Source organism: Thermoanaerobacterales bacterium, assembly GCA_030019475.1.
Taxonomy (GTDB): domain Bacteria; phylum Bacillota; class Desulfotomaculia; order Desulfotomaculales; family JASEER01; genus JASEER01.
Map to the genome: position 1 here is coordinate 20,565 of JASEER010000007.1, position 15,744 is coordinate 36,308.

The 15,744-nt window shown below is 65.0% G+C and carries 17 protein-coding genes; all 17 read left to right on the forward strand.

What is annotated here, in order from left to right:
- Positions 1–13 precede the first annotated feature (13 nt).
- The 17 genes from QMC81_03085 to QMC81_03165 all read left to right on the forward strand — a co-directional run bounded on the left by QMC81_03085 (position 14) and on the right by QMC81_03165 (position 15,743).
- Positions 14–1,039, forward strand: coding sequence for a rod shape-determining protein (locus QMC81_03085; protein MDI6906463.1), 1,026 nt, complete (start codon positions 14–16; stop codon positions 1,037–1,039).
- Positions 1,039–1,875, forward strand: coding sequence for a rod shape-determining protein MreC (gene mreC, locus QMC81_03090; GenBank protein MDI6906464.1), 837 nt, complete (start codon positions 1,039–1,041; stop codon positions 1,873–1,875). The genes QMC81_03085 and mreC overlap by 1 nt, the downstream gene beginning before the upstream one ends.
- Positions 1,876–1,879: 4 nt before the next feature.
- Positions 1,880–2,383 carry a rod shape-determining protein MreD gene (mreD, locus tag QMC81_03095; protein MDI6906465.1) on the forward strand — a complete coding sequence of 168 codons (504 nt, stop codon included), beginning with the start codon at positions 1,880–1,882 and terminating at the stop codon, positions 2,381–2,383.
- 23 nt (positions 2,384–2,406) lie between these two features.
- Entirely contained in the window at positions 2,407–4,401 is a 1,995-nt protein-coding gene (gene mrdA, locus QMC81_03100) for a penicillin-binding protein 2 (GenBank protein ID MDI6906466.1), read from the forward strand.
- Positions 4,402–4,512: 111 nt separating this feature from the next.
- Positions 4,513–4,893, forward strand: a complete 381-nt coding sequence (gene minC, locus QMC81_03105; protein ID MDI6906467.1) for a septum site-determining protein MinC — start codon at positions 4,513–4,515, stop codon at positions 4,891–4,893.
- A gap of 33 nt (positions 4,894–4,926) precedes the next feature.
- Positions 4,927–5,721: a septum site-determining protein MinD gene (minD, locus tag QMC81_03110; protein MDI6906468.1), complete on the forward strand. Its 795-nt coding sequence runs from the start codon at positions 4,927–4,929 to the stop codon at positions 5,719–5,721.
- Between the two features lie 16 nt (positions 5,722–5,737).
- Complete coding sequence (gene minE / locus QMC81_03115; protein ID MDI6906469.1) at positions 5,738–6,019, forward strand: cell division topological specificity factor MinE; 282 nt, start codon at positions 5,738–5,740, stop codon at positions 6,017–6,019.
- A 120-nt stretch (positions 6,020–6,139) separates the two neighbouring features.
- On the forward strand, positions 6,140–7,273 hold the full coding sequence (gene rodA / locus QMC81_03120) for a rod shape-determining protein RodA (GenBank protein ID MDI6906470.1): 1,134 nt from the start codon (positions 6,140–6,142) through the stop codon (positions 7,271–7,273).
- Positions 7,270–8,043, forward strand: a complete 774-nt coding sequence (locus tag QMC81_03125; protein ID MDI6906471.1) for a class I SAM-dependent methyltransferase — start codon at positions 7,270–7,272, stop codon at positions 8,041–8,043. Before rodA ends, QMC81_03125 begins: the two co-directional genes overlap by 4 nt.
- A gap of 116 nt (positions 8,044–8,159) precedes the next feature.
- A complete protein-coding gene (locus QMC81_03130) occupies positions 8,160–8,843 on the forward strand; it encodes a M23 family metallopeptidase (protein MDI6906472.1) in 684 nt (227 codons plus the stop codon).
- 215 nt (positions 8,844–9,058) lie between these two features.
- A complete protein-coding gene (locus QMC81_03135; GenBank protein MDI6906473.1) occupies positions 9,059–9,943 on the forward strand; it encodes a site-2 protease family protein in 885 nt (294 codons plus the stop codon).
- 61 nt (positions 9,944–10,004) lie between these two features.
- Complete coding sequence (locus QMC81_03140) at positions 10,005–11,867, forward strand: TIGR03960 family B12-binding radical SAM protein (GenBank protein ID MDI6906474.1); 1,863 nt, start codon at positions 10,005–10,007, stop codon at positions 11,865–11,867.
- The gene (locus QMC81_03145) at positions 11,854–12,540 is read left to right on the forward strand and encodes a TIGR03936 family radical SAM-associated protein (protein ID MDI6906475.1); all 687 of its coding nucleotides are present in this window, start codon (positions 11,854–11,856) and stop codon (positions 12,538–12,540) included. Before QMC81_03140 ends, QMC81_03145 begins: the two co-directional genes overlap by 14 nt.
- 16 nt (positions 12,541–12,556) lie before the next feature.
- Complete coding sequence (locus QMC81_03150) at positions 12,557–13,813, forward strand: Rne/Rng family ribonuclease (protein MDI6906476.1); 1,257 nt, start codon at positions 12,557–12,559, stop codon at positions 13,811–13,813.
- Between the two features lie 128 nt (positions 13,814–13,941).
- Positions 13,942–14,256: a 50S ribosomal protein L21 gene (gene rplU / locus QMC81_03155; protein MDI6906477.1), complete on the forward strand. Its 315-nt coding sequence runs from the start codon at positions 13,942–13,944 to the stop codon at positions 14,254–14,256.
- A 6-nt stretch (positions 14,257–14,262) separates the two neighbouring features.
- The gene (gene rpmA / locus QMC81_03160) at positions 14,263–14,529 is read left to right on the forward strand and encodes a 50S ribosomal protein L27 (GenBank protein ID MDI6906478.1); all 267 of its coding nucleotides are present in this window, start codon (positions 14,263–14,265) and stop codon (positions 14,527–14,529) included.
- Between the two features lie 152 nt (positions 14,530–14,681).
- Complete coding sequence (locus QMC81_03165; protein ID MDI6906479.1) at positions 14,682–15,743, forward strand: hypothetical protein; 1,062 nt, start codon at positions 14,682–14,684, stop codon at positions 15,741–15,743.
- Position 15,744: the final 1 nt, after the last annotated feature.

The following is a 15,744-nucleotide window of genomic DNA, read 5'->3' on the forward strand; positions in this document are numbered from 1 at the left end:
CCGTCAGTTGCGAATGGGTATTTTCTCCAGAGACATGGGTATTGACCTGGGGACCGCCAACACCCTGGTTTACGTGCGGGGAAAAGGGATCGTCATGCGCGAGCCGTCGGTGGTCGCCATCCAGAAAGATACCGGGCAGGTACTGGCCGTGGGCGAGGAAGCCAAGCAGATGATCGGCCGTACGCCGGGGAACATTGTGGCCATCAGACCGATGAAGGACGGCGTGATCGCCGATTTTGACACCACGCAGAGCATGATCAAGTATTTCATCAGCAAGGCGCTGCGCGGGAAAACCTTCCTTATCAAGCCGCGGGTCGTGATCGGCGTGCCTTCCGGGGTGACGGCCGTCGAGGAACGCGCCGTCCGCGAGGCCGCCCTGCAGGCCGGGGCGCGCGAGGCCTATCTGATCGAAGAGCCGATGGCCGCCGCTATCGGGGCCGGACTGCCGGTCCACGAGCCGACGGGGAACATGATCGTCGACGTGGGCGGCGGGACGACGGAGGTCGCCGTGATCTCCCTCGGGGGGATCGTGACCAGCCGTTCGATCCGCGTCGCCGGCGACGAGATGGATGAGGCCATCATCCAGCACATCAAGCGCAGCTACAACCTGATGATCGGCGAGAGAACCGCCGAAGAGATCAAGATCAAAATCGGCACGGCCTACCCGCCGGATGTCAACGACACAGAGGACGTCCGCGGGAGGGACCTGGTTACCGGCCTGCCGAAGACGGTTACGGTGACGTCTGAAGAGATCTACCGCGCTCTTTCAGAGCCGGTGGCCGCCATTCTGGACGCCATCCGGCAGACCCTGGAGCGTACGCCGCCGGAACTGGCCTCGGACATCATGGACCGCGGCATTGTCATGGCCGGCGGCGGGGCCCTGCTGCGCGGTCTGGACCGCCTGGTCAGCGAGGAGACGCACATGCCCGTCCACCTGGCGGACGAGCCCCTGCTGGCCGTCGCCCACGGGGCGGGGCGGGTCCTGGAGAACATCGACATTCTGAAGAGGGTGCTCATCCAGCCTAAGAAGGTGATGTAGTGCGCCTTGCCTGGCTTAAGAAGGCCCTGGCCGCGGGAGTCCTGGTGGCCTGCCTGGTCGGAAGCATGTACGTCACCGCGCCGGAAGAAACGGCCCGTATCCCGCTCGGCGGGACATTTAAGGACGTCGTCGCTCCGATACAGGGCTGGGTGACCGCCGCCGGTAACGGGATGGCGAAGGCTCTGCGGACGGTCTTTTCTTTTGGCCACGCTGGCGAGATCGAGGCTCTCAAGGCCAAAATCGATGAACTGGAAGCCGAGATCAACCGCCTGCACGAGGTGGAACAGGAAAACGCCCGTCTGCGCGGGCTCCTGGCTTACCGGATCGAAGAAAGGGACGCCGCCGGCCGCATGCTACCGGCGCGCGTGATCGGCCGGGACCCGGGAAACTGGTTCGCCATGATCCGTGTTAACCGGGGGGCGGCGGACGGGGTGCGCCGCGATATGCCGGTGGTACTGCCGGCGGGGCTGGTCGGCCGCGCCTATGTCGTCGGCCAGCACACCACCGACGTTCTCCTGATCACCGACCCGCGCAGCGGCGTGGGGGGGCTGGTGCAGGAGACGCGGACGCCCGGAGTGGTTAAAGGCGTCTTCCAGGGGACGTCGGCCCTGCGGATGTCATACCTGAGCAAGGATGCCGATATTGAGAAGGGACAGATGGTGGTGACCTCGGGCCTGGGCGGGCTCTTCCCGAAGGGTATCCCCATCGGGCGCATTGCCGCCGTTGAGCGGGAGCCGTCCGGTCTGACGAAAACCGCGGACCTGGTGCCGGCGGTGGACTTTGAGCACCTGGAAGAAGTCCTTGTGGTCATCGAGCTGCCCGGAGTAAGGGGATAGGAGTTTGCAAACCTTCCTGCTGCTGGGGCTGCTGGGACTGGCCCTCTTGTTGCAGTCCACGGCTCTCGAGTTCGTACGCGTGGCCGGTATGAAGCCCGACCTGGTTATGGTCCTGGTCGTCTTCCACGCCATCCTGCGGGGCCCCCGGGAGGGGGCCTTTTTAGGTTTACTGGGCGGCCTGGCCGAGGACGTGCTGTCCGGTTTTTACCTCGGGATGAACGGTTTGAGCCGGGCCGTGGCCGGGTACCTGGTGGGCCTGCTTTCCACGCGGGTTTACCGGGAGAGCACGGTACTCGTGGCGGGGCTCACCATGCTTGTTTCCTGGGGGGCCGAGGGCCTTAACTACCTTCTGCTCCTTGCTTTGGGGGTCAGCATCCCCCCCGAGGCCGCTCTTTTGAACCTCATCTTCCCGATCGGGGTTTACAACGGGGCGGTGGCCCTGCTCTTTTACCGGGGTTACCAGCGCCTGGGCCTGCGCGGCTTCTTTGACCGCCCCGGCATGAATTAGAGGCCAATGCGAGGTAGGAGAACGTGGACAAGCGGAAGCATCTCCAGCGCAAGAGCAATGTCTTGATCGCCTTCATCGCCGTACTGTTTCTCGTTCTGCTGGGCCGCCTGGCCTACCTGCAGATCTACGAGACGGAGCACTACCGCACCCTGGCGCGGGAAAACAGCATGCGCCTGATCACCATTCCTGCCCCGCGGGGCGAGATTTTTGACCGCAACGGGAAAAAACTGGTCGGCAACCGCCCCCTGTACAGCGTGTCCCTGATCAATGTCGGTTTGAGCGACGAGGAACTAAATAGGGTAATTGACCGCCTGTCGGTCATCCTTGGCAAGGACCGTGTCGAGATCACCCGCCTGGTGGACGAGGGGGCCCTGCGGCGCTTCGAGCCCGTGCGGGTGGCCAAGGACGTTCCCCTGGATGTCGTGACCCGTATCGAGGAGGAACGCATGGAACTCAAGGGTGTCGTCATCGACACCACGCCGATGCGGGACTATCCCTACGGGAACCTCCTGGCGCACGTCCTCGGTTACATTCGGGAAATCTCCTCCGAACAGCTGGCCAAGTACCGTGACCGCGGCTACCGTCTTGGTGACATGTTCGGGCAGGCGGGGCTGGAAAACGCCTTTGAAAGCGAGTTGCGCGGGGAGCCGGGCGCTTACCAGCTTGAGGTCGACGCCTACGCGAACCCGGTGCGAAGCCTGGGCATCAAGAACCCGGTGCCGGGCGACAACCTGGTCCTGACCATCGACTTCGAGACCCAGAAGGCGGCCGAGGAGGCTCTGGCGCGTGTCATCGCCCAGGAACAGAAGATGGGTAACAAGGAATGCCGCGCCGGAGCGGCGGTGGCGATCAACGTGCGGACCGGGGATATACTGGCGATGGCGAGCTACCCGGCTTTCAACCCCGGCATGTTCGCCGGGGAGTTGTCGCCGCAGGTCGCCGAGCAGATCATCAATTCACCCGACCGCCTTTTCCTCAACCGTGCCATCCAGAGCGCCTATCCCCCGGGTTCGACCTTCAAGATGGTCGTGGCCGCGGCGGCCCTGGAAAGCGGAAAGGTTCACCCTGATTACACCATCTACGACCCGGGCTACTTCGTCCTGGGCCGCAGGTATACCGACTGGGTGAGCACCGGGCACGGGCGGGTCAACCTGGCCAGGGCGATCCAGGTTTCCTGCGACACCTACTTCTGGACGGTCGGCCGGATGGTCGGAAACGAGGCCATTTCCGACTGGGCCAAGCGTTTCGGCCTGGGCGAAAGAACCGGCCTGGGGCTCCCCGGCGAGGCGAAGGGCGTGGTCCCGACCCCCGCCTACAAGAAGGAACTCTACCAGGCCCTCCTGGACAGGAAGTACAAGCCGCAGTTCGCGGCTCTCGACGAAAAGTACGAAGCGCTGACCGCCATGGCGCCGGATGACAAAACGAAGCGGGAACTGGCCCGGCAGAAAGAGCGTGAGCGGGCGCGCATCCAGGCTGATTACGACCGCGACGCCTGGGAGTTGGAATGGCGTCCTTACGACACGCTGAACATGTCGATCGGTCAGGGCTACAACCTTTACACCCCTCTTCAACTGGCCAACTACATCGCCACCCTGGCGAACGGGGGCACGCGCTATAAGCCTTACCTGGTGAAGCAAGTGGTTTCCCCCGATGGCCGCGTGGTGCGCGAATTCAAGCCGGAGGCAGTCGGGCGCGACGGCCTTTCACCCGGCGCCCGCCAGGCCATTCTAAAGGGTATGCGGATGGTCACCCAGCCGGGCGGCACCGGCTACGGCCTCTTCAGGGATTTCCCCGTGGCGACGGCCGGGAAGACCGGGACGGCGGAAGTCTTCGGGCACCAGGCGCACGGCCTCTACGTCGCCTTCGCCCCGTTTGAGAAGCCCGATATCGCCGTTGCGGTCATTGTCGAGCACGGCCGCCACGGCAGCTCGACGGCGGGACTGGTGGCGCGGGACATGATCGCCGCCTACCTCCGCTTGCCGGTTAAGACGGAGACTGTCGTACCGGTGACGGAATAAGGGTCATAGACTGTCCGCATTCGGCAAAATAACAGGGAAAATCCAAGAGCTAATTTAGCAGGATTTGGGTACGCCTCGTTGAATTAACCAGAGCGAGGTGTAGATTGGGCGATGGCATTGCAATTATTCGACGGAGTAAACGAACCGCGGACAGTCGTTATGCAACGCACCTTACGTTCGGGTCAGTGCGTGCGCTTTAACGGCAATGTGGTCATCCTTGGGGACGTCAACCCGGGCGCCGAGGTTACGGCGGCGGGTAACGTGGTCGTTATGGGTGTCCTGCGGGGGATGGTCCATGCCGGCGCCACCGGGGATCCGAACGCGGTGGTTGTCGCCTTTCGGCTGCAACCTACCCAGTTGCGCATTGCAGATTATATCGCACGCTCACCGGACGGGGAGTTCGGCGGCCCCGAGCGGCCCGAAATCGCGCGCGTCAAAGACGGCACAGTAACCATCGAGGCCTTCCCGCCGGGCGGGGAGCGGCAAGGGTAAAATCTAGAAGGCCAAAGGGAGGAGCTAGAAGCCATGAGCGAAGTTATTGTCGTGACTTCGGGCAAGGGAGGGGTGGGCAAGACCACGGCCACGGCCAACATCGGCACCGGGCTTGCCGATCTGGGTCATAAAGTTTGCCTGGTGGACGCCGACACCGGGTTGCGCAATCTTGACGTCGTACTGGGGCTCGAGAACCGCATTGTTTACGACCTGACCGACGTCGTGAGCGGCAACTGCCGGCTGCGCCAGGCCATCATCAAGGACAAGCGGCTCGAAGGCCTGCACCTGCTCCCTACGGCCCAAACCAAGGACAAGTCGGCCGTCAACCCCGAACAGATGAAAGAGGTCTGCCGGGAACTTCGGGAACAGTTCGATTATGTGATCATCGACAGCCCCGCCGGGATCGAGCAGGGCTTTCGGAGTGCGATCGCCGGGGCGGACAGGGCCATTGTCGTAACGACGCCCGAGGTCGCCGCGGTCCGGGACGCCGACCGGGTGATCGGGCTCCTGGAAGCCGCCGAGTTGCGCGATCCCAAGCTGATTATCAACCGCCTGCGGCCCCAAATGGTGGCCCGTGGGGATATGATGAGTATCGACGATATTATCGATATCCTGGCCATTGATCTCCTCGGCGTCATCCCCGATGATGAGCAGATCGTCGTCAGCACCAACCGGGGTGAAGCGGTGGTGCTCGACGACCGGTCCCGCGCCGGGCGGGCTTTTAAGAACATCGTGATGCGCATCCTGGGCGAACCGGTGCCCCTGATGGACCTTGAGGAGCATCCCGGCCTCCTGGGGCGGCTGCGGAAGATTATGGGCCTGCGCTGAGGCGAAGGAGGGAACAATGGTGCTGGAGTTTATCGCCCGCCTCTTCGGCCGGGATACGGTGGGGAGCAAGAGTGTTGCCAAGGAAAGACTGCGGCTCGTCCTCGTTCACGACCGGGCCAACGTTTCGCCCCAGCTCCTGCAGTTGCTGAAGGCGGACATGATCAAGGTGATCTCCAACTACATGGAAATCGACGAAGAGGGGCTGGAGGTCAATCTGGAACGCGACGAGAAGTCGGTGGCCCTGGTGGCCAGTATTCCGGTGAAGAAGATGAAGCGCGTGGTGGGGACAACGGCTTAAAAGGCCTGTCAGTTGAGTAGAGGTCAGGCCCTTTTCGGCACGGTGAACGGTCACCGTGCTTTCTGTTTGCCGCGAGAGGTTCTACCCCTTATAATCTAAAGGTGGGACGGGGTGAAACTGATGCTGGGCAGCAGGCGGTTCATCAAGAACCTGGATTACACCCTTCTTCTGGTGGCGGCGGTCCTTGTCGCCCTCAGCCTGGTCGCCGTCTCCAGCGCCACCCACGCCCCCGGCGGCCCGCAGAACCTGCACCTCGTCAGAATGCAGGCGGTCTGGATCCTTCTCGGGAGCGTGGCGCTGGTCACCATGCTCCTCTTCAATTACGAGGACCTGGCGCGCTATCACCGTTTGCTCTACATCGTAAACCTGGTCTTCCTGACCGCCGTGCTCATCGCCGGGCGCGAGTCCCTGGGGGCACAGCGCTGGATCCAGCTGGGGCCCTTCTCCTTCCAGCCTTCCGAGTTCGCGAAACTGATCATCATTATCACCCTGGCCAACTTTTTGGCTCACCGCGAGGGGGAGTTAAAGACCCTGCGCGACTTGCTGCCCGTGTTTGCCTACGTCGGGGTTCCGATACTTTTGATTATGAAACAGCCCGACCTGGGGACGTCCCTGGTCTTCCTGGCCATCACCTGGGGGATGCTCTTTATGGCCGGGGCCAACCCCCGTCTGCTGGCCGGCCTCGGCCTGGGCGGGGTGACGGCCGCCGTCGGCTGGGTGTGGGCTCACCTGTCCTACGGTATCTGGATCCCCCTCAAAGACTACCAGATTAACCGGCTGACGATCTTCCTAAACCCCTGGGTGGACCCGCACCGGGACGGCTACAACGTCATCCAGTCCCAGATCGCCATCGGTTCGGGCGGCCTCTGGGGGAAGGGCCTCTACCAGGGCACCCAAAGCCAGTACAACTTCCTGCCGATCCAGCATACCGACTTCATTTTCTCGGTCCTGGCCGAGGAACTGGGCCTGATCGGCGGGATACTGCTCCTGACCCTGTATTTCGTCCTTCTTTACCGGGGCGCGCGCATCGCCGCCCAGGCGCGCGACACCTTTGGGACCCTCCTGGCGGCGGGCATCGTGTCCATGCTGGTCTTTCATATCCTGGTCAATATCGGGATGAACGCCGGGATTATGCCGGTGACCGGGATACCGCTGCCGCTCATCAGCTACGGGGGGAGCGCCATGATCATGAACCTGGCCGCCTTGGGTATCCTCCTCAGCATCTGGGTACGGCGGCAGAAGATCGTCTTTTGACGGCCCTCTTCGACCCCCTGGCCCCGACATACGACGCCTGGTACGAGACACCGCTTGGGCGGACGGTGGACCGGCTGGAACGTCGCCTTCTTTTCGCCGTGGCCGAGCCGCGCCCCGGCGAACGGGCGCTCGACGCCGGCTGCGGCACGGGACGGCTTATAGCGGAACTGGCGTCTTTGGGCCTTTCCCTGATGGGAGTCGACCTGAGCGAGGCCATGCTCGACGTGGCGCGTGACAGGACGCGGGGCCTGGCCAACGTCACGCTGCAGAGGGGGAACGTTGAGGCCCTTCCTTTGCCCGCGGGACAGTTCGACCTGGTGATCGCCTTTAACTCCCTGGAATTCACCCCTGACCCGGCGCGGGCCGTGGAGGAACTCTGGCGGCTGGTCCGCCCGGGAGGACGGCTGGTGGTCGCCGTCCTCAATTCCTGGAGCCCCTGGGCCTGGCGCCGGCGGCGTGCCGCCCGGGTACGGGGCGGGGTTTTCGCGCACGCCCGCTTCTTCAGCCCTCCCGAAATCACCGGCCTCCTGCGCCGTACCGGCGGGGGGGAACCCATCCGGTGGAGCAGCACCGTCTTCATTCCTCCCGGAGCCGGTCCGGGGTGGCTGGCCGCCGCCGACCTTTGTGAAGCGGTGGGCCGCGTGGCGGCCAGGCCGTTCGGCGCCCTGGTCATCGCCCGCATGGACCGGATCCGCGCCCCCCGGTACAGCCCCGAGATTGATCTCTCCCGACGCCTTTCCCCCGGTCATATTTGCCGCTCGTCCACATAGCATGTACCACTGGATGCTATGTGGGGGTGGAAGCCTTGCGCCCGATACTTGAGAGGCGGATGGACTGGCCCCCGGGGGGATCCCCCCCCGGACGACCGGGGCGCCGAAGCAGGCGCATGATTTTCCGGGTCGGGGTGGCCGCCTTGCTGCTCGTGATCATCCTGGGCCTGCGCGGGGAAGAGGGGGGCCTGGGGGGCCAGGTGAGGGACCGGTTGGCGTACGTCCTCACGACGGAGTGGGATTACCGTCCGGTTCTCGGCCGGGTGGTGGACTTCGGCCTGCAGACGGTGAGCGTCAACACGCCGCTCCTGGAAGACCTACCTTACCGCAAAGGGGAGGAACCCCCCGGCCCGCCCGCGACCGAGGTGATGAAACCCGCCGACCTGCCGGCCCTCCCGGTCTCCGGGCGGGTGCTGCGCGGCTACGGCTGGACGATCGACTCCCTGGACGGCATGGAGCGCTTTCACCCCGGGGTGGACATCACCTGCGCCGAGGGCACCCCGGTGAAGGCGGTCCTGGCCGGCACCGTCGCCCAGGTGGGGGATGACCGCCTCTACGGTCCGTACGTCCTCCTGAACCACGGGGGGGAGACCTATACCCTCTACGCTCAGGTACAGGATATCCAGGTCAAGGAGGGCGAAGAGGTGTCCGCAGGGCAGGTCCTGGCCCATGCGGGGGCGGAGGGGGAGGTCGGCGAGGCCGGCCTGCACTTCGAGTACCGGGAAGGTTCGAAGCTGGTCGACCCTCTGACCAAGTTCGACCTCGCCCAGGAAGGTGATGTGCACCCCGCCGGGCCCTAAACACCGACGTTCGGGGTTGGGGGTGCTTCCCTTCCGCTTCCAGTGCTCCGCGTCGTCCAGCACTCAGCCTGATGTCGTGCACGAGTAAACTACGGTAGGCGTGGCGTCGTAACTAAGGGCGTAGGCTGAGTGCTGGGTACCGACGCTCCGCAAGCCTCTTCAGAGAAGACCCCCAGCCCCCTCTTAAATAGTAGGTTGAAATGAGGATGTATCCCTTGAAGCTCGGCCGCTTCCAGGGCATCACCCTGGAGATCAACAACTGGTTCCTGGCCCTCCTGGGGGTGTACTTCGCCGCCGGGGTACTGGACCGCGGCATGGTGGCCTTCGCCACCGTGTTGCTGCACGAGCTGGCCCACGTCTGGACCGCCCGGAGGCTGGGGATGACCGTCAGCAAGGTCGAACTCCTGCCCTTCGGCGGCGTGGCCCGGATCGACAGCGCCCTCGCTCTGGACCCGCCGCGGGAGATGCTGGTCGCGGCGGCGGGGCCGGTCAGCAACCTGATCCTCATCGGCCTCGCCCTCGGTCTGAGCCGGTACGGCTATTGGCATGAGGAACTGGGGCCCTTCTTCATCCAGACGAACCTCCTCCTTTTCCTCTTCAACCTGCTACCGGGGCTGCCCCTGGACGGGGGACGGGTGGCGCGCGCCATGCTGGCCCGGCGCGCCAGCCTTTCGGACGCCACCTACCGCACGGCCTCCTGGGGACAGGTGTGGGGAGTCATCCTGACCCTGGCGGGCTCCGCCGGGGTGGCCCTCCATTACTGCGGCCTGGACATCGTCGCCACCGGCCTTTTCCTTTTTTACGCCGCCCGGCGGGAACGGGTGGAGGTACCCTACCTCTACGCCCAGCACCTGCTCAGCAAGGAGCGGCAGCTGGCAGCAAAAGGGCTTTTGCCGGGAGAGGTGCTGGTGGCGCGCCCCCAGACCCCGGCCTGGAGGGTGACGCGTCTTTTTGTGCCGCAACGCTACCATATCGTCTTTCTCGTGGACGAAGAGGGGCGGATTGCGGAGACGCTTGACGAGACCCGGGTCGTCCGCGCCGTTATGCGCCACGGGGCCGGGCTTCCCCTGGGGGCGGTAAAAGAAGGTTTTCCAGAGTAGGCAGAGAATAGGTAAGTGGGAATACTGGGCATGGGATATAACATGGGAGGAAGCTTCCGTCATGCTAGAAATTGAACACCTCTTGCCCAAAGTGGAAAAACCGGCGCGCTATGTGGGCGGGGAATATAACGCGGTGGTCAAGGACTGGGACCGGGCCGCCGTGAAGGTGGCCTTCGCCTTTCCGGATGTCTACGAGGTGGGCATGTCCCACCTCGGCTTGCAGATTCTCTACCACGTCGTAAACAGCCGTGAGGACGCGCTGATGGAGCGCGTCTTCGCACCCTGGACCGACATGGAGGGATTGATGCGCGAGGAGGGCATACCTCTCTTCAGTTTGGAGTCCCGGCGGCCGGTGAGAGATTTCGATATCCTGGCCTTCACCCTGCAGTATGAGCTTTCGTTCAGCAACGTCCTCAACATGCTGGACCTGGGCGGGATTCCGCTGCGGGCCGCCGACCGGCGGGAGGGGATGCCCCTGGTCATCGCCGGGGGCCCCTGCGCCTTCAACCCCGAGCCCCTGGCCGACTTCCTCGACGCCGTCTTTCTCGGGGAGGCCGAGGACGGTTTCGGTGAGCTGATCGAGGTTTGCCGCCAAGCGCGTGCCGCGGGGGTGGACCGGCAGGGGCTTCTCCGTGCCCTGGCGCAGGTCCCGGGGGTATATGTGCCGTCCTTTTACCGCGTGGCCTACGACAGCGCGGGGCGGGTGCGGGAGATAACGCCGGCCGACGAGTCGGCCCCGGAGCGGGTCGTGAAACGAGTGGTCGACGACCTGGACCGGGTGCCCTACCCGACGCGGCCGCTGGTGCCCTCGACGGCTGTTGTGCACGACCGGGCCGTGCTGGAGGTTTTCCGCGGCTGCTCACGCGGTTGCCGCTTTTGCCAGGCGGGGATGATCTACCGCCCGGTGCGGGAGCGGGATCCGGAAAGGCTCCTTGAACAGGCGGATGAGATCCTGCGCCATACGGGGTACGGCGAACTCTCGCTGGCCTCGCTGTCCACCACCGACTACTCGGCGATCCGTCCCCTCGTGGAAAAGCTGGTCGAACGTTACGCCGGGGAGAGGGTGGGCCTGGCGCTCCCCTCCACCCGGGTCGACGCCTTCGCCGTGGATCTGGCGCGGCTGATCCAGAAGGTGCGCAAGTCCAGCCTCACGTTCGCCCCCGAGGCGGGGACGCAGCGCCTGCGCAACGTCATCAACAAGCAGGTGACCGAGGAGGATTTGCTGGCCACCGCCAGGGCGGCCTTCGAAGCCGGCTGGCTGCGCATCAAGCTCTACTTTATGCTCGGTTTGCCGACCGAGACCCTGGAAGACGTGGAGGGGATCAACCTCCTGGCCCGCCGGGTGCTGGCCGTCGGGGATGAGACCGGCGTGCCGAAGGGGCGCCTGAGTATCACCACCAGCGTGTCGACCTTCGTGCCGAAGGCGCATACGCCTTTCCAGTGGGAGCCTTTCCTGTACCTGGGCGAGGTGCGCGAGAGGCAGGCCTACCTGAAGCGGCGCCTGAAGGGCCGGGGGCTGGTCTTCCACTGGCATGATCCGGAGGCCAGCTTCCTGGAGGCCGTCTTCTCCCGGGGCGACCGGCGGCTGGGCGCCGCCCTGGAGCGGGCCTGGCAACTGGGGGCGCGCCTGGACGGCTGGCGCGAGCATTTCCGCCCCGACCTCTGGCGGCAGGCTTTCGCCGACGTCGGCCTGGCCCCCGAAGATTACGCGTACCGCCGGTATGCCTACGAGGATATACTGCCATGGGGGCATCTTGACGCCGGGGTGGGCAAGCGTTTCCTGGCCCTGGAGCACAAGCGCGCCCTGGCCGGGGAGACCACGGCCGACTGCCGCGCCGGGCGCTGCACCGGCTGCGGGCTGTGCCCGGCCCTGGAAGTCGAACCCCGCCTGCCGCAGAGGGTGGCCATCGATGCCGCGCATTAGGCTCGCCTTCCGGCAGGATGGACCGGCGCGGTTCCTGGGCCACCTCGACGTCATGCGCACCTTCGAGCGCGCCTGCCGCCGGGCCGGGTTGCGCCCGGCTTACACGCAAGGTTTCAATCCCCACCCGAAAATGGGCTTCGCGGCGCCGTTGCCGGTAGGAATGAACGGGGCGCGGGAGTACGTGGACCTGGAACTGGAAAGCGAAGCGCCGGCCGCGGACGTGGCGGCGGCGCTCGCCCGGCAGTTGCCGGCAGGCCTGACGGTGCTGGGAGCCAGGCCGGTGGAGGCCGGCGGCTCCCCTCTCATGGGTCAACTGGGCCGCGCGCACTACCGGGTTACCGGGCGGGCCGCCAACGGAGAAAAGTGGGACGATGAGAGGCTGCGCGCGGCCGTTGAGCGGTTTCTGGGCCGGGCCGAGGTTTTTGTTACCCGCCGAACCGGGAAAGGAACAAAAAAGAAGGATATCCGCCCCGGCATCCGCAGCCTGCGGGCCCGGACGGACGGCGAAACGCTGATCCTTACGATGGAACTCGCCGCGGGCGGGGGCGGCACTGTCCGCCCCGACGAGGTGCTCCGGGCGCTGCGGGAAGAGGCGGGTCTGGACCTCGTGGGGGCCGAGGTGTGGCGCACGGCGCTCCTTTCCGGTGACGGCCGCCTGCTATGGGAATGCTGAAGAAAGGGGGGAAGGGATGATCCGGAAAGAGATCGTCGTCTGTACCTGTGACGGTGTAACCAGGGTGGCCCTGTTGGAAGACGGGGTCCCCGTAGAGATATATATCGAGCCGGTTACCGAGTTTTGCATGGTCGGCAGCATTTTCAAGGGCAAAGTCGACAACGTCCTGCCGGGCATTGAGGCCGCCTTCGTCGATGTGGGAATGGGACGCAACGCCTTCCTCTACGTCAACGATGTGCTCCCGCCCCCGGGGGTTAACGGCCGGCGGGCCGGCATCCGCGAACTGTTGCGCCCGGGCCAGGAAATTGTCGTCCAGGTGGCGAAGGACCCCCTGGGCAGCAAGGGTCCGCGCGTGACGATGCGCGTCAACCTGCCGGGGCGCTATACGGTGCTGATGCCCACCGTGAACCATGTCGGCGTTTCGCGCCGTATCGAGGACGAAGCGGAGCGCGAGTGTTTCAAGCGGGTGGTTAATGAGGCGCGGCCTCCGGGCATGGGGGTCATTGTGCGCACGGCGGCCCAGGGGGCCCCGGAAGAGGCCCTCAAAGAGGACGTGGCCAACCTGGTCCGGCTTTGGCGGGAGATTCAGGCGCGGGCCCAAAAGGCGGCCGCGCCGTCCCTCCTGTACCAGGAGTGTGCCTTGTTGCCGCGCGTAATCCGTGACCTTTTCACGGAAGAGGTCGAGCGGCTGGTGGTCAGCAACCGTGCCGACCACGCCCGGGTGATGAACGAGGTGGTCCAGTTCGACAAAAAGCTTATAAGCCGGGTCTTCCTGGATGAACGGGATGACCTGATGGACCGTTACGGGGTGACGCAGGAGATTGAAAAGGCGCTGCAGCGCCGCATCTGGCTGAAATGCGGCGGCTACCTGATCTTCGACCAGGCCGAGGCCCTGACCGTGATCGATGTGAACACCGGCAAGTACACCGGACGTACCGACCTGGAGGACACGGTCTACAAGACCAACCTTGACGCCGCCGTGGAGATCGCCCGCCAGCTCCGGCTGCGCAACCTGGGGGGCATTATCATCATCGACTTTATCGATATGTCCCACGAGAGCCACAGGGCCAAAGTCTTGGAAGTCTTCGCGGAGGAAATCAAGAAGGACCGCCGGAGGACGCACATCCTGGGCCTCACCAGGCTCGGACTCGTCGAACTCACACGCAAAAAAGTGCACCCCAGCCTGGCGGAAACCCTGCTCACCGTCTGTCCGACCTGCCACGGGCTTGGCAAGGTGGCCGCGGACCCGGCGGTGCGGATGCAGCATGCGTGAAGGGCATTGCCTGTTGCGGTGCCGCTGTGTTACAATAAAACTTGCGTGAACCGCACGGGACGGGTTTAAGCGGCGCTCTCGGGCCCACCCTGCCCGGCGAGTCCCGAATACAAGGGGGTCAGCGTAGAGTGTACGCCATTATCGAGACCGGCGGCAAGCAGTATCGCGTCCAGGAGGGCTTGCGGCTCTTCGTGGAGAAACTGCCCGCCGAGCCCGGTGACACCGTCGTTTTCGACCGCGTGCTCGCCATCGGCGGGGACGGTGAGGAACTGGCGGTGGGCCGGCCGACGGTGGACGGCGCCCGGGTCACGGGCAAGGTCCTGAAGCAGGCGCGCGGCAAGAAGATCATCGTCTTCAAGTACAAGCCGAAGAAGAACTACCGGCGCAAGCAGGGCCACCGGCAGCCGTTGACGCAGGTGGTCATCGAGAAGATTGAGAGGTGAGGTCCAATGGCACACAAGAAAGGTGTAGGCAGCTCGCGTAACGGCCGCGATTCCGAATCCAAGCGGCTGGGCATCAAGCGCGGTGACGGGCAGTTCGTGACCGCCGGGAGCATCCTGGTCCGGCAGCGGGGGACGAAGATCCACCCGGGCCGTAACGTAGGCATCGGCGGGGACGACACCCTGTTTGCGAAGATCGACGGGGTCGTCAGCTTCGAGCGCAAGGGCCGGGACCGCAAGCTGATCAGCGTGACGCCGGTCGCGACCACCGGTTAACGAAGATCCGCGTTCATAAGAGGGGCTGACAAAAGGGGTCAGCCTCTCTTTTATTTCGTTGTGTTTCGCGGCAGGATATCGGCGGGGAAAAGCCAAAAACTAAGGTAAACCATGGGATCACAAGCACAATACAGTGGAGGACGGAAAAGCTTATGTGGCAACCCAACGGCCTGACGACAGGAGTGGGCAGCCTGCCCTACCGGGAACCGGAGCCCGCCCTTTACCTCATTGCCGCCAACCTGGATGTACCCCACTGGCCCCAGTTGCCGCGGCGCGGGGCGCAGGAGGGGTTTGTGCAGCAGTTTTTGACCCCCCTGGTGGACAATGGTCTTTTGGTCCGGGAGGGGGAGAAGCTTGTCTTTCCCACCGACGCGCCGGACTGGCCGGACCGCCTCGCGGCCTTCTACGCCCTCTACCTGGCGGCCGAAGAAGGGGACGAGGCGGCCCTGGAGACCTTCGCCATCCCGCGGGAAGCGGCCGTCGGTTTCTGGGCCTTCCTGCAGGCGCTCGAAAGTGAAGAGCGATGGCCCTGCCTAAAGGGACAGGTCGTGGGGCCACTGACGGCGGGGTTCCAGTTGACCGACGCCGCCGGGCGGCCGGCGTACTACGACGAGCAGGTGCGCGACCTGCTCGTCCGCAACCTGGCGATGAGCGCCCGTTGGCAGGCCGCCGTACTGGCGCGTTACGCCGGGCGGGCGATGGTCTTCGTCGATGAGCCCGGGGTCAGCATCTATGGCCAGTCGACCTACATCACCGTGACCCGGGAGATGATCGTCGAAGACATGGGGGCCATCGCCGCCGCCGTCTCCGCCGCCGGGGCCATTCCCGGCATCCACTCCTGTGCGGCGGTGGACTGGAGCCTCCTGTACGACGCCGGGGCGGCGGTGGTCAGCTTCGATGCTTACGAGTACTTTGACTCTCTACGGCCTTTCCGGCGTGAGACCCTGGACTTCCTGGACCGCGGCGGCATCCTGGCCTGGGGGGTCGTGCCCACGTCCGAGAAAGCGCGGCGAGAGACCGGGGCGACCCTGGCCGCGAGGCTGCGCAGCTACTGGCGCGAACTGGCGGAGTGGGGGGCGAGCCCGGAACAGGTCCGCGCCCAGGCGCTGATCACCCCGGCGTGCGGTACCGGGGCCCTGGAACCGGAGCTGGCGGAGCGCATTTACGGCCTGACCCACGAGGTCGGGGCCCTGCTCCGCGAGGGAGGGGAATAGC